Annotated in this window: 9 protein-coding genes; 7 read left to right on the forward strand and 2 right to left on the reverse strand. The window is 65.0% G+C overall.

Annotated features, from left to right (window positions below; all coding sequences use genetic code 11):
* Together J0I79_RS13785 and J0I79_RS13790 are read right to left on the reverse strand one after the other, a co-directional pair.
* Positions 1-518 (reverse strand): hydantoinase B/oxoprolinase family protein (locus J0I79_RS13785; RefSeq protein ID WP_292859153.1); only part of this gene is annotated, 518 nt, incomplete at its 3' end.
* Positions 519-520: 2 nt separating this feature from the next.
* Positions 521-2605 (reverse strand): hydantoinase/oxoprolinase family protein, encoded by a 2085-nt coding sequence (locus J0I79_RS13790; protein WP_292859156.1) that lies wholly within the window; start codon positions 2603-2605, stop codon positions 521-523.
* A gap of 220 nt (positions 2606-2825) precedes the next feature.
* Between J0I79_RS13790 and J0I79_RS13795 the strand changes: the two genes are divergently transcribed.
* The 7 genes from J0I79_RS13795 (at position 2826) to J0I79_RS13825 (ending at position 13942) form a co-directional block, all read left to right on the forward strand.
* Positions 2826-3653, forward strand: a complete 828-nt coding sequence (locus J0I79_RS13795; protein ID WP_292859159.1) for a ferredoxin--NADP reductase — start codon at positions 2826-2828, stop codon at positions 3651-3653.
* Positions 3654-4025: 372 nt separating this feature from the next.
* Positions 4026-5249: an efflux RND transporter periplasmic adaptor subunit gene (locus J0I79_RS13800; RefSeq protein ID WP_292859162.1), complete on the forward strand. Its 1224-nt coding sequence runs from the start codon at positions 4026-4028 to the stop codon at positions 5247-5249.
* Positions 5249-8407, forward strand: a complete 3159-nt coding sequence (locus tag J0I79_RS13805; protein WP_292859165.1) for an efflux RND transporter permease subunit — start codon at positions 5249-5251, stop codon at positions 8405-8407. Before J0I79_RS13800 ends, J0I79_RS13805 begins: the two co-directional genes overlap by 1 nt.
* 87 nt (positions 8408-8494) lie before the next feature.
* A complete protein-coding gene (gene deoC / locus J0I79_RS13810; protein ID WP_292859168.1) occupies positions 8495-9544 on the forward strand; it encodes a deoxyribose-phosphate aldolase in 1050 nt (349 codons plus the stop codon).
* Between the two features lie 69 nt (positions 9545-9613).
* Positions 9614-11986 (forward strand): aldehyde dehydrogenase family protein, encoded by a 2373-nt coding sequence (locus tag J0I79_RS13815; RefSeq protein WP_292859171.1) that lies wholly within the window; start codon positions 9614-9616, stop codon positions 11984-11986.
* Between the two features lie 183 nt (positions 11987-12169).
* A complete protein-coding gene (locus J0I79_RS13820) occupies positions 12170-12901 on the forward strand; it encodes an SDR family oxidoreductase (RefSeq protein ID WP_292859174.1) in 732 nt (243 codons plus the stop codon).
* Between the two features lie 195 nt (positions 12902-13096).
* Positions 13097-13942 (forward strand): fumarylacetoacetate hydrolase family protein, encoded by an 846-nt coding sequence (locus tag J0I79_RS13825; protein WP_292859177.1) that lies wholly within the window; start codon positions 13097-13099, stop codon positions 13940-13942.
* Positions 13943-14050 lie beyond the last annotated feature (108 nt).

Genomic DNA, 14050 nt, shown 5'->3' on the forward strand with positions numbered 1-14050 from the left:
GGATCAAGCACGCCCTTCTTGAACAGTTTCACCGGCGGCAGCCGCAGGCCCTCCTGCTCGACGGCGGTGGCGGACGCCGAGAAGCCGCCCGGCACCGAACCGCCGATGTCGGGCCAGTGGCCGGTGTTGGACAGCCAGCAGAAGATTTTACCGTCGCGGTAGACCGGCATGACGAAGCGCACATCCATCAGATGCGTGCCGCCGAGATAGGGGTCGTTGACGATGTAGATGTCGCCCGGTTCCGGAGGCAGGCAGCGACCGTCGGCGATCATCTCGATCACCGTTTTCGTCGAATACTGCATGACGCCGACGAACACCGGCAGGCCCTGGCTGCCTTGTGCGATCAATGACCCGTCGACAGCGGAATAGATGCCGTCGGAACGGTCATTGGCCTCGGCAATGACCGGCGAGAAGGCGGCGCGCGAAAAGGTCAGGTCCATCTCGTCGCAAACCTGCTGCAACGCCGCCTGCAGCACCGAAAGCGTGATGGCGTCGAGCTTTGCTTCTGAAGCTGGCATGGTCAGGCCTCGCCGATGTCGATGATGATGTTGCCGTCCGCATCCGACCGGGCGCGGTCGCCGGGCTCGAGCACGGTGGTGGCGTCCATCTGTTCGAGGATCGCCGGGCCTTCGATGGCCGCGTCGAGCGGCAGTTTGTCCCTGGCATAGACCGGCGTGTCGTGCCAGCGCCCGGCATACCAGACCGGCCGGATCTCGCGTCGCGCCTCGTCGAGCGTCTTGGCGCGGCCTGCCGGATCGATCAAGCGCGACAGGTCGATCGCCGGCCTCACCCCGGTGACAGAAGTGTTGAGGTTGACGAGGTTGGCGCGAATCTCGGGTAACTCGACCTTGAAGCGGGCGAAGTAGGCTTTTTCGAACAAGGCCTGCAATTCGTCTCGGGTCACCGATGAGGATGGCAGCGGCACGTTGATGATGTGCGTCTGGCCGACGAACTGCATGTCGGCGGAATGGGTGACGCGGATCGTCTCCGGCCTGACCGCTTCCTTGGCGATCAGTTCCTCGCCTTCGTTACGGTGCCGTTCCAATACTTGGTGGAGCTGACTTTCATCAAGCAGCGCGACCGGCTGGTTGACCGTGTTGACGAAGTCGTGGCGCAGATCGGCGACGACGCAGCCGAGCGCGTTGGTGATACCGGGTCGGGCCGGCACCAGCACACGGGGCAGGCCGAGTTCGCGTGCAAGCGCGGTCGCGTGCAGCGGCCCGGCGCCGCCGAAGGCGAACAGCGCGAAATCGCGCGGGTCATGGCCGCGCGACACGGAAACCATGCGGATGGCGCCGGCCATCTTCATGTTGCCGAGCCTGAGCACGGCGCCAGCCGCCTCGACGCCGGAGAGGCCGGTCGCCTTGCCGATCCTGTCCTCGAAGATGTCGGTGACGCGCTCCGTCGTGACCGGATGATCGACGGCCAGCAGCTTCTTCGGCGCCAGCCGGCCAAGCACGAGATTGGCGTCGGTGATGGTCGGCTCCTGCCCGCCGCGCCCGTAGCAGATCGGGCCGGGATTGGCGCCAGCGCTTTCCGGCCCGATCTGGATCAGGCCGGCCGCGTCGACGCGGGCGATCGAGCCGCCGCCGGCGCCGACCGTGTGCACCGCCACCATCGGCACATGGATCGGCATGGCGTATTCGATCTCGGTCTCGTTCGAGACAGCCGGCTCGGCGTTACGGATCAGCGCCACGTCGGTCGAGGTGCCGCCCATGTCGTAGGTGACGAGGTTATCGAAGCCGGCGCGCCTGCCCGTATAGGCCGCGGCGATGACGCCCGAGGCCGGGCCGGACATGACGGTCTTGGCCGATTCACGTGTGACGAAGCGCGCCGAGATCATGCCGCCATTGCCGTTCATGATCAGGAAGTCCCTGATATAGCCCTTGTCGGCCAATTCCCTGCGCAACCGCTCGACATAACGCTCCAGGATCGGCTGCACCGAGGCGTTGACCGAGGCCGTTACGCCACGCTCGAACTCACGCGCTTCCGAAAGCAGCGCATGGCCTGATGTGATGTAGCCGTTCGGCCAGAGCTCGGCGGCGATTTCGGCGGCGCGCCGCTCATGGGAAGGGTTGGCGTAGGAGTGGAGGAAATGAATGACGAGGGATTCGCAGCCGGCGGCGATAAGCGTCTTCACCGCCTCGCGCATCCCGGCCTCGTCGAGCGGGGTGCGGACAGCGCCCGAGGCCTCGACGCGTTCGGACACTTCCAGGCGCAGATCGCGCGGAATGACCGGGACGAAGCTTCCCGTCATGCCATAGGGCTGCGGCCGCGTGCGCCGGCCAAGCTCGATCACATCGCGAAAGCCGGCTGTCGTGATCATGCCGGTTTTCGCCAGCCGGCGCTCCAGAACGGCATTGGTGGTGGTGGTCGTGCCATGCACGATAAGATCGATGCCGTCGATGGCAAAGCCGGTGGCGCCAAGCGCGGAAACCACGCCAAAAGCCTGATTCTCGACCGTGGTCGGCGTCTTGGCGAGATACACCCTGCCGCCATCCTTGCCGTCGATCAGAATGAGGTCCGTGAAGGTTCCGCCGACATCGATGCCGGCGACGACATTGCCAGAGGAGTCTCGCGGCACCGTCGAAAAATTCTCTTTCATCGTCGAAACCCGAAATACCAGGACTACGGATATGTCTCAGTTTGGAAAGGTGTTTTACGCCGGCATCTTGACGCAAATATCGTTTGTATACTAATAAATCCCGGACACAAGAGCTTACCATCTCGGAGTGTGTGCAAGGCACGCCGGAACCTGAAGGGTTCGGGCGTGCACGGGAAGGTCTGGCGCCCGCGTTGGAAAATGGGCGAGAAGGTTGGAATCGATGAACACCACACCCGCGTTCAACGCCGACGGCGCCCGCTCGCTGCAATTCCCGATTCCGGCAAATGTCTATGCCGAAACCGTCGTCTCGGTGAAGCACTATACCGACCGGCTGTTCTCCTTCCGCATCACGCGTCCGCAGTCGCTGCGCTTCCGTTCCGGCGAGTTCGTCATGATCGGCCTGCCCAATGCCGAGAAGCCGGTGTTCCGCGCCTATTCGGTGGCGAGCCCGGCCTGGGACGAGGAGCTGGAGTTCTTCTCGATCAAGGTGCCGGACGGCCCGCTGACCTCCGAACTGCAGAAGATCCAGGTCGGCGACACCGTGATCATGCGCCAGAAGTCGACCGGCACGCTGGTCGTCGACGCGCTGACCCCGGCCAAGCGCCTGTTCATGATTTCGACGGGCACCGGCATCGCGCCCTTCGCCAGCCTGCTGCGCGACCCCGACACCTATGAGAAGTTCGACCAGTTGATCCTGACCCACACCTGCCGCGACAATGCCGAGCTGACCTATGGCCAGGAATTGGTGGCGGCGCTGGAAAGCGATCCGCTGATCGGCGAACTGACAGCCGGGCGCGTCACGCTCTACAATTCGACGACCCGTGAGGAGTCGGCGCGCATGGGCCGCATCACCGCGCTGATCGGTTCGGGCAAGTTCTACAGCGACCTCGGCATCGACAAGCTCGATCCCGAGACCGACCGCATCATGATCTGCGGCTCCATGCACATGCTGAAGGACGTCAAGGAGATGGCCGAAAGCCTTGGCTTCCAGGAAGGTTCGCTCAGCCATCCCGCCAGCTTCGTCGTCGAGCGCGCTTTCGTCGGCTGAAACACGGGCTTCCCGATCGGAAACGCGGCAGGCACACCGCCCGTCGCCAAACAGCCATATCTGAATTCAGCCCGACAAGGCTTGGTCTGGAACGACAAGACGACGTCCGCCGCGTCGACCGGGTCGGCATGACCGTAGGCGGCTCAGACGCTGCTCGTGCAGCACCAGTTGGACCCATCGAAGTCACTTTGCCGCGATGGTGCGCTCAATCCTGGCTCACGCATCCTTGAATGCCGCAGCGCAACATGACCGACTTGTAACCTGACAGGGCCGGGTCGTTGGGGCTAGTGTCCAGCCGATCGACGCTGTCGATCCCGAGCTCCAATCATCCTGAAAAGGCTGGATAATCTTGCCTGCCAGGTGGACGGGACAATGACGATTTCCGCAACTCACCAGGCCAGGCGAAGACGGTCCCGACGTTCTCAGGGCATCGTGGCGCTAGCCGCGCTCGTCCTGCTGGTCGGCGGCTACGGCTTGTGGCGCAGCCACGCCGCCGGGCTGGAAAGGGCCGCCGCGGCCTCGCAATCGGCGCCGGCGCCAAAGATTCCGGTCACCGTGGCCACCGTCCAGAAAAACGACTTTCCGCTTTACCTCTACGGGCTCGGAACGGTTACGCCGCCAAACAGCGTCAGCATTTCGAGCCGCGTCACCGGCGTCGTCACGCGGGTTCCGGTCGAAGAGGGCCAGATGGTCAAGCAGGGCGACCTGCTCGCCGAGATCGACCCTCGGCCCTATCAGGCGGTGCTCGACCAGGCGAAGGCCAAGCAGGCGGAGGACGAAGCGACACTGAAGAACGCGCAGGTGGTGCTCGACCGCCTGTCCACGCTTCTGAAAAAGACGTTCGAGACCCAGCAGGATGTCGATAACCAGCAGGCGGTGGTCAACACCACCGCTGCGACGATCGAGGCCGACAAGGCCGCCATTGAGGCGGCCCAGCTCAATCTCGACTTCACCAGCATCACGGCCCCGCTGGCCGGCAAGACAGGCTTCCGCACCATCGACCCGGGCAACATCGTGCAGGCCGGCCAGAGCCCCGGTCTTTTTACGGTCGTGCAGCTTCAGCCCATCTACGTGTCGTTCACAGAGCCTCAGGACGACGTGTCGACCATCAACAAGGTCTTCGCGGCCGGTCCGGTTTCGATCGACACGCTGGGCGCCGACATGAAGACCGTGCTGGCGAGCGGGAAACTGGAAGCGGTCCAGAACCAGGTCGACCAGGCTTCGGGCACGATCTCGCTCAGGGCGACATTCGCCAACCAGGACAATGCGCTGTGGCCCGGCCTGTCGGTGAACACCCGCATCCATATCGGCACGATAGCAGGTGCGATCATGGTGCCGGACGAGGCTGTCCAGCATGGCCCTGACGGGCTCTTCGCCTATGTCGTGGGCGACGACGGCAAGGTCCATCGCCAGACGGTCAAGACAGGTCCGTCCGACGGCGGCGCAACCGTCATCACCGACGGGCTGAGCCCCGGGCAGCGCGTCGTGGTCGGCGGGCAATACCGGGTGGTCGACGGCGCCAGCGTCGACGCCACCCCGGCCCCCGGGGCCGGGCCCGTGCAGGACGCCGCCGCACAGGCGAAAGGGGCTGGCTGATGGCTTCCGTCGGAGTTTCCACGCCCTTCATCCGCTATCCCGTGGCGACGTCGCTGCTGATGGTCGGCGTGCTGTTCGTCGGCCTTGTCGCCTATTTCAACCTGCCGGTCGCGCCGATGCCGAGCGTCGATTTTCCGACGATCCAGGTGTCGACAAACCTGCCGGGCGCTGACCCGATCACGATGGCATCGTCGGTGACCCAGCCGCTCGAGACGCAGTTCGCCCAGATTCCCGGCATTGCCGAGATGACATCGAGCAGCCTGTCCGGTTCCAGCCAGATCACGCTGCAATTCGATCTCAACGTCCAGATCGCCTCGGCCGCCGGACTGGTGCAGTCGGCCATCAACGCCGCTGGCGGACAGCTGCCCAAGACCCTTCCCAATCCGCCCACGTACAGGGAGGTCAATCCGACCGATTCGCCGATCATGCTGATCGGCGCGAGTTCGACCGACCTGGCGCTGACGACGGTGAGCGACGACGTCTACACCAAGCTCGCGCAGGTGATCAGCCATGTCGACGGCGTCGGCCAGGTGCTGGTCGGCGGCCAGCAGACGCCCTCGATCCGCGTCCAGCTCGATCCGGCCAAGCTCGCGGCAAGGGGCCTGTCGCTGGAGGCCGTTCGCACGCCGCTGTCGATCGGCACGGTCGACCTGCCCAAGGGCAACATCCAGGGCGAGGTGCGCTCCTTCACCATCTTCTCCAACGATCAGATGACCGCCGCCGACGACTGGAACAACGCCATCATCGCCTATCGCAACGGGGCGCCGGTGCGGGTCAAGGATGTCGGCCGCGCCGTGCTCGACGCGCAGGACTACACCCAGGCCGGCTGGACCGACACGACACGCGGCGTCGTCCTCGTCATCTTCAAGGAACCCGGCGCCAACATCATCGACACGGTCGACAAGATCAAGGCGGAGCTGCCGATGCTGACCGCCTCGATGCCGGCCTCGCTGAAGCTGCAGGTGCTTTCCGACCGGACCCAGACGATCCGCGCTTCGGTGGCGGACGTGCAGTTCACGCTGATGCTCACCATCGGGCTGGTGGTGATGGTGATCTTCCTGTTCCTGCGCAATGTCTGGGCAACGGCCATACCGGCCTTCACCGTGCCGCTTGCCCTGCTCGGCGCCTGCGGCTTGATGTGGGTCGCCGGCTACTCGATCGACAATCTGTCGCTGATGGCGCTGACGATCTCGATCGGGTTCGTGGTCGACGACGCCATCGTCATGCTGGAAAACATCGTCCGCTACATCGAGCACGGCGAAAAGCCGATGCAGGCGGCGATCCGCGGCGCCAGCGAGATCGGCTTCACCATCATGTCGATCTCGATTTCGCTGGTGGCGGTGCTGATACCGCTGCTCCTCATGAGCGGCATCATCGGGCGCCTGTTCAAGGAGTTCGCGGTGACGCTGGCGATGACCATTCTGGTCTCCGCCTGCGTTTCGCTGACGCTGACCCCGATGCTTGCCTCGCGCTTCATCAAGCCCGCGGCGGAGGAGCATCACGGCAAGCTCTACCGGTGGAGCGAGCGGGTGTTCGACGGGATGTTGCACGGCTATGAACGCGTGCTCGACACGGCGCTCGGACATCGTTTCGTCACGCTGCTTGTCTTCCTGGGCTGCGTGGGCCTTACCGGTTACTTCTTCACCCTCGTTCCGAGCGGCTTCTTCCCGCAGCAGGACACCGGCCTGATCTTCGGCCAGGTGATCGCCGGACAGGACGTCTCGATCGACCAGATGAAGTCCTACATGACGCAATTCGCCGGGATCGTCTCGAAGGATCCGGCGGTCGCGCATTTCGCGGCCTCGACGGGCGGCGGCGGAAACACGCAGAACACCGGCCGCATGTTCATCCAGCTGAAGCCGCGCGACGACCGCGATGCCTCCGCCGACCAGGTCATCCGCCGGCTGCAGCCCAGGCTATCGGTCGTCCAGGGCGCCCGCCTGTTCATGCAGGCCTCGCAGGATGTGCGCGTCGGCGGCAAGCTTTCCGCGTCGCAATATCAATATGTGCTGGAAAGCGGCGATCTCGACACGCTCGACCAGTGGGCGCCCCAGCTTTTGACGGCGCTGCAGCACCTGCCCCAGTTGCGTGACGTGTCGACCGACCAGATGAGTTCCGGCACGACGCTGACGCTCAAGGTCGATCGCGACCAGGCAGCCCGCTACGGCCTGACCGCGAACGATGTCGACAACACACTCAACGACGCTTTCGGCCAGCGCCAGATCGCCCAGTACTTCACCCAGCTTTCAACCTATGACGTGATCCTGGAAGTGCTGCCGTCGCTGCGCGGAAACCTCAAGGCGCTCAACGAGATCTACCTGACCACATCGAGCGGCTCTCAGGTGCCGCTCTCGGCGATCGCCAAGTGGACGACGGCGCCGGTGCAGCCGCTGGTCATCAACCACGAAGGCCAGTTCCCGTCCGTGACCATCAGCTTCAACCTGGCGCCCGGCGTGGCGCTGGGCCAGGCCACCGCCGCGATCGACAAGGCCGCCGTCGATATGCGGCTGCCAGCGACCATCCAGACCAGCTATACGGGAACGGCGCAGGCGTTCCAGCAATCGCTTTCCTCCATACCGCTGCTCATCTTCGGCGCGCTGGTGGTGGTCTACCTGATCCTCGGCATCCTCTATGAAAGCTACATCCACCCGCTGACCATTCTCTCCACGCTGCCATCCGCCGGGTTGGGCGCGCTCGGCACGCTGCTGGTCTTCCACATGGAGTTCAACCTCATCGGCCTGATCGGCATCATCCTGCTCATCGGCATCGTCAAGAAGAACGGGATCATGATGGTCGACTTCGCCATCGCGGCCGAGAGGGACCAGCATCTGAGTTCGCTCGAATCGATCCGCCAGGCCTGCCTGCTGCGGTTCCGGCCCATCATGATGACCACCATGGTCTCGATGCTGGGCGCGCTGCCGCTGATGCTCGGCAACGGCACGGGCGCCGAGATCCGGCAGCCATTGGGCTATACGATGTTCGGCGGACTGCTCGTCAGCCAGGCCCTGACGCTGTTCACCACGCCGGTGATCTATCTCTATCTCGACGACCTCTCGCGGTGGCTTACCTCCTGGCGCGGCGAGGAGCAGGTTGACTATGAACCTGCCCTTGAAGCCGTCGAAATCAGCCGGCCTCGTGACAGGCTGGCGGCCGAGTAGGCCGGCGTCCGACGCGGCGTTCCTCAGGCTTGTGGCTTCGATCCAAACGATCGTGTAAGTATCGCCCGAAACGAGAAAGGGCAGGAGATGAGCAACACGATCCGCGAGGCGGGCACCGGTGCGTCCAAGGTGATGCCGCTGCCGGCGCGCGCCGCCGCCAACACCCCGGTTCCCTCGGACCATCGCATAGCCCGCAACCCCGGCATGAAGCTCGACCTCGGCTTCCTGGAATCGGTGCGCAGCGTCAACCGCTCGGCGCTGGAGCGGCGCGTCGCCACCTTGACCAAGCGGCGCTCGATCAAGGCCGACAACCAGGCCGCCTGGCTGCTGCGGGCGATCGCCTGCATGGATCTGACGACGCTCAATTCCAACGACACCGAGGAGCGCGTGCGCCGGCTCTGCGCCAAGGCGATCAACCCGCTGCGCCGCGACATCGTCGAGGGGCTGGGCATTTCGGGCGAGACGATCCGGCCGGCCGCGGTCTGCGTCTACCATCCGTTCGTCGCCACGGCGGTCGACGCCGTGCGCGGCACCGGCATCCATGTCGCCGCGGTCTCTACCGCCTTCCCGCATGGGCTGGCGCCGCTGTCGACCCGCCTGCAGGAGATCGAGGCCTCGGTGAAGGACGGCGCCGACGAGATCGACGTCGTCATTCCGCGCGGCCTGGTGTTCGGCGCCAAATGGCGCGAGCTCTACAATGAGATCGTCTCGATGCGCGCCGCCTGCGGCGAAGCGCATCTGAAGGTCATTCTCGGCACCGGCGATCTCGCCACGCTGCGCAATGTCATGCTCGCCTCGATGGTGGCGATGATGGCTGGCGCCGATTTCATCAAGACCTCGACCGGCAAGGAAAGCGTCAATGCCACGCTGCCCGTCGGCCTCGCCATGGTGCGCGCTATCAGGGCCTATTTCGAGGAAACCGGCCATCTCATCGGCTTCAAGCCGGCAGGCGGCATTTCGACCGCCAAGGTGTCGCTCGACTGGCTGGTGCTGATGAAGGAAGAGCTTGGCCGGCCGTGGCTCGAGCCCGACCTGTTCCGCTTCGGCGCGTCGAGCCTGCTGACCGACATCGAACGCCAGCTCGAGCATCACCTGACCGGGCATTATTCGGCCAATCACCGCCACGCGATGGCTTGAGCATCCCCCACCCCGATCGGCCTTGCCGATCGACCCTCCCCGCAAGGGGGAGGGTGAAGGAGGCACCCCATGAACATTCTCGACCGCTACCACGCCATGGAATACGGCCCTGCTCCCGAAGCCCGCAACGAGGCCGATGCCTGGCTGGCCGCGCGCGATTTCTCCAAGGCGCTGTTCATCGACGGCGCCTGGAAGGCTGCGAGCGGCGGCAAGACTTTCGAGACCAGCGAGCCATCTTCGGGCAAGCTGCTCGCCAAGGTCTCGGACGCCTCGGCCGCCGACATCGACGCGGCGGTCGCCGCGGCCACCAAGGCGCTGCCGAAATGGTCGGCCTCCTCGGGTTACCAGCGTGCCAAAGTGCTCTACGCCATCGGGCGCGCCATGCAGCGCCACCAGCGCCTGTTCGCGGTGCTGGAGACGATCGACAACGGCAAGCCGATCCGCGAGAGCCGCGACATCGACGTGCCGCTGGCAATCCGCCATTTCATCCATCATGCCGGTTGGGCGCAGGCGCTGGACAGGGACTTTCCCGGCCACAAGGGTGTCGGCGTCGTCGGCCAGATCATCCCGTGGAATTTCCCGCTGCTGATGCTGGCCTGGAAGATCGCACCGGCGCTCGCGGCCGGCTGCACCGTGGTGCTGAAGCCGGCCGAGTTTACGCCGCTGACGGCGATCCTGTTCGCAGAGATCTGCGAACGGGCCGGCGTTCCCAAGGGCGTCGTCAACATCGTGCAGGGCGGGCCGGAAGCCGGCGTGGCCATCGTCAACCATCCCGGCATCCAGAAGATCGCCTTCACCGGCTCTTCGGAAGTGGGCAAGATCATTCGCAAGGCGACCGCCGGATCAGGCAAGAAACTGTCGCTGGAGCTTGGCGGCAAGTCGGCTTTCATCGTCTTCGAGGACGCCGATCTCGACAGCGCGGTCGAAGGCCTCGTCGACGGCATCTGGTTCAACCAGGGGCAAGTCTGCTGCGCCGGTTCGCGGCTTCTGGTGCAGGAGGGCATCGCGGAGGCCTTCATCGCCAAGGTCAAGACGCGCATGAGCCGGCTGCGGGTCGGCAGCCCGCTCGACAAGAACACCGATATCGGTCCGCTGGTCGACATCAGCCAGCTCGACCGGGTCAAGGGGCTGGTCGCCGAAGGCGCGAAACAGGGCGCCGTCTGCTGGCAGCCGGATGCCGCGCTGCCGTCTTCCGGCTATTACCATCTGCCGACGCTCGCCACCGGTGTTTCGCCGGCTAATATTCTTGCGCAGGAAGAGGTGTTCGGCCCGGTTCTGGCGACGATGACCTTCCGCAACACCGAGGAAGCGATCGAGCTCGCCAACAACACACGCTATGGCCTGGCGGCGTCGGTGTGGAGCGAGAACGTCAACCTTGCTTTGCATGTGGCGCCGCAGTTGAAGGCCGGCGTCGTCTGGGTCAATGGCACCAACATGTTCGACGCCGCCTGCGGCTTCGGCGGCTATCGCGAAAGCGGTTTCGGCCGCGAGGGCGGACGCGAAGGCATGTTCGAGTATCTCGCGGCCAAACTGCCGCTCGGCCCGGTCATCAAGCCGGCAACCCTCTCCGCGCAACCGGTCGAACAGGCCGACGGCTCGGCCATAGACCGCACGGCAAAGCTGTTTATCGGCGGCAAGCAGGTGCGGCCGGACGGCAATTATTCGCTTGGCATCGCCACCGCCAAGGGTAAGCTTGCCGGCGAGGTCGGGCTCGGCAGCCGCAAGGATATACGCGATGCCGTTTCGGCGGCGCGCGGCTGCAAGTCCTGGCCGGAGGCGACCGCCTATAACCGGTCGCAGGTGCTCTATTACCTGGCCGAGAACCTTTCGAGCCGCGCCGGCGAATTCGCCGCCCGCCTTACCGAGCTCACCGGCGCCAACGCCAAGGCGGCGCGGGAAGAGGTCGACCAGTCGATCGAGCGGCTGTTCCTCTATGCAGGGCTGGCCGACAAGTTCGAGGGCCGCGTCCACCAGCCGCCGGCCCGCGCCGTGACGCTGGCGCTGCATGAGCCGGTCGGCGTCGTCGGCATCGTCGCGCCGGACAACAGCCCGCTGCTCGGTTTCATATCGCTGGTCGCGCCGGCGCTGGCCATGGGCAACACGGTGGTCGCCGTGCCGTCCGAACGCCATCCGCTGCTTGCCACCGATCTCTATCAGGTGATCGAATATTCCGACGTTCCGGCCGGCGCCATCAACATCGTCACCGGCCGCAGCGCCGAGCTTGCCGGCGTGCTGGCCAAGCATGACGATGTCGACGGGCTCTGGCTGTTTGCTGACGCCGAGACCTGCGCCAAGGCGGAGGCAGATTCGATCGGTAACCTCAAGCGCGTCTGGACCGGCCACGGCCGAAGCCTGGACTGGGCATCGGAGGAGACGGCCGGCGAGGCCATGCTGCGCCGGGCGATCGAAGTGAAGAATGTCTGGGTGCCTTACGGCGACTGACATTTCCTGTCGCAATGGTGATCGTGTTCGGGCTTGACGCCCGGGCGCATGTTCTTTAACGAGAAAAAACATCTTTACCTGTGAAAGGATGGGCTTCAGGAGGCATCGTGTCACCTGACTGGCCCATGACGCTGACGCGAGGTAACGATAGGGATATCTGGCGCGAGCAGGCGAGGAGAAGACATGGCGGATCTGGCAGGCAAGGTCGTTGTCGTCACGGCGGCGGCGCAAGGCATCGGCAAGGCAAGCGCGCTGGCCTTCGCCAAGGCGGGCGCCATCGTCCACGCCACAGACATCAACGAAGCGCTGCTGGCTGAACTCGCCGAGACGTCCGGGATCAAGACCCGCAAGCTGGACGTGCTGAACGACGCAGCCGTCAATGGCGCCTTTGCCGCGATCGGCCGCGTCGACGTGCTGTTCAACTGCGCCGGCTTCGTCCATGCCGGCTCGATCCTGGAGATGAAGGACAGCGATCTCGATTTCGCGCTGAACCTCAATGTGCGCGCCATGGTCCGCACCATCCGCGCCGTGCTGCCGGGCATGCTGGAGCGCGGCGACGGGTCGATCATCAACATGGCGTCGCTGGCGAGCTCGCAGAAGGGCGTGCCGAACCGCTTCGCCTATGGCGTTTCCAAGGCGGCGGTCATCGGCCTGACCAAGGCGATCGCCGCCGACTATGTCGGCAAGGGCATACGCTGCAACGCCATCTGCCCCGGCACGGTGGAAAGCCCGTCGCTGCAGGACCGCATGCATGCGCAAGGCGACTACGATGCCGCCCGCGCCGCCTTCATCGCCCGCCAGCCGATGGGCCGGCTCGGCACTCCGGAGGAAATCGCCGATCTTGCCGTCTATCTGGCCGGCGCCACCTACACGTCGGGGCAGGCCTACAATATCGACGGCGGCTGGTCGATCTGACCGGCGGCTCGGGGCCAGCGACCCGGCCTCGGGATCGGGAAGTCTGAAAATCCGGTCCGCCGCCGATCCCGACAGGTATCGGCGCTTGCTTGGGCCGGGGTCGATGGGTACGGTCCGCCCGGCTCGCTAGGGGACCATCGCCTCGGCGGAGAGTTTGCAAAGGGCCGCGAGGCCGCAACTGGAGAAGGGTTTTAGATGAAACTGCTGCGCTATGGCGAGGCGGGGAGTGAACGTCCCGGCCTGCTCGATGCGGATGGAACGATCCGCGATCTGTCCGCCCATGTCGCCGACATTGCCGGCACGGTGCTTCATCCGGCCTCGCTGGAGATGCTGGGCAAACTCGATCCGAAAGCGCTGCCGGCGGTTTCCGGCAAGCCGCGGCTCGGCGCCTGCGTCGCCGGCACCGGCAAGTTCATTTGCATCGGCCTCAACTATTCCGACCATGCCGCCGAAACCGGCGCCACGGTGCCGCCGGAGCCGATCATCTTCATGAAGGCAAGCTCGGCCATCGTCGGCCCCGACGACGACGTGCTGATCCCGCGTGGGTCCGAAAAGACCGACTGGGAAGTCGAGCTCGCCGTGGTTATCGGCAAGACGGCAAAATACGTCAGCGAGGCCAATGCGCTCGACTATGTCGCGGGCTATTGCGTGGCGCACGACGTGTCCGAACGCGCCTTCCAGGCCGAGCGCCAGGGCCAGTGGACCAAGGGCAAGAGCTGCGACACGTTCGGCCCGACCGGCCCGTGGCTGGTGACCAAGGATGAGGTGGCCGACCCGCAGAACCTGAAGATGTGGCTGACCGTCAACGGCAAGACCATGCAGAACGGTTCGACCAAGACCATGGTCTACGGCGTGGCCTATCTCGTCTCCTACCTCAGCCAGTTCATGTCGCTGCACCCAGGCGACATTATTTCCACGGGCACTCCGCCCGGCGTTGGGCTCGGCATGAAGCCGCCGGTGTTCCTCAAGGCGGGCGACGTGGTGGAGTTGGGCATCGAGGGCCTCGGCCAGCAGAAGCAGACGTTCAAGGCGGACGTGTAAAAGCGGCACACCCTTACCTTCTCCCCTTGTGGGAGAAGGTGGCCTCGCGAAGCGAGGTCGGATGAGGGGTGTTCCAGGGAACACCAACGTCTCACTCCGCTGGAACAC

Source organism: Mesorhizobium sp., from assembly GCF_017306585.1.
Classification (GTDB): domain Bacteria; phylum Pseudomonadota; class Alphaproteobacteria; order Rhizobiales; family Rhizobiaceae; genus Mesorhizobium.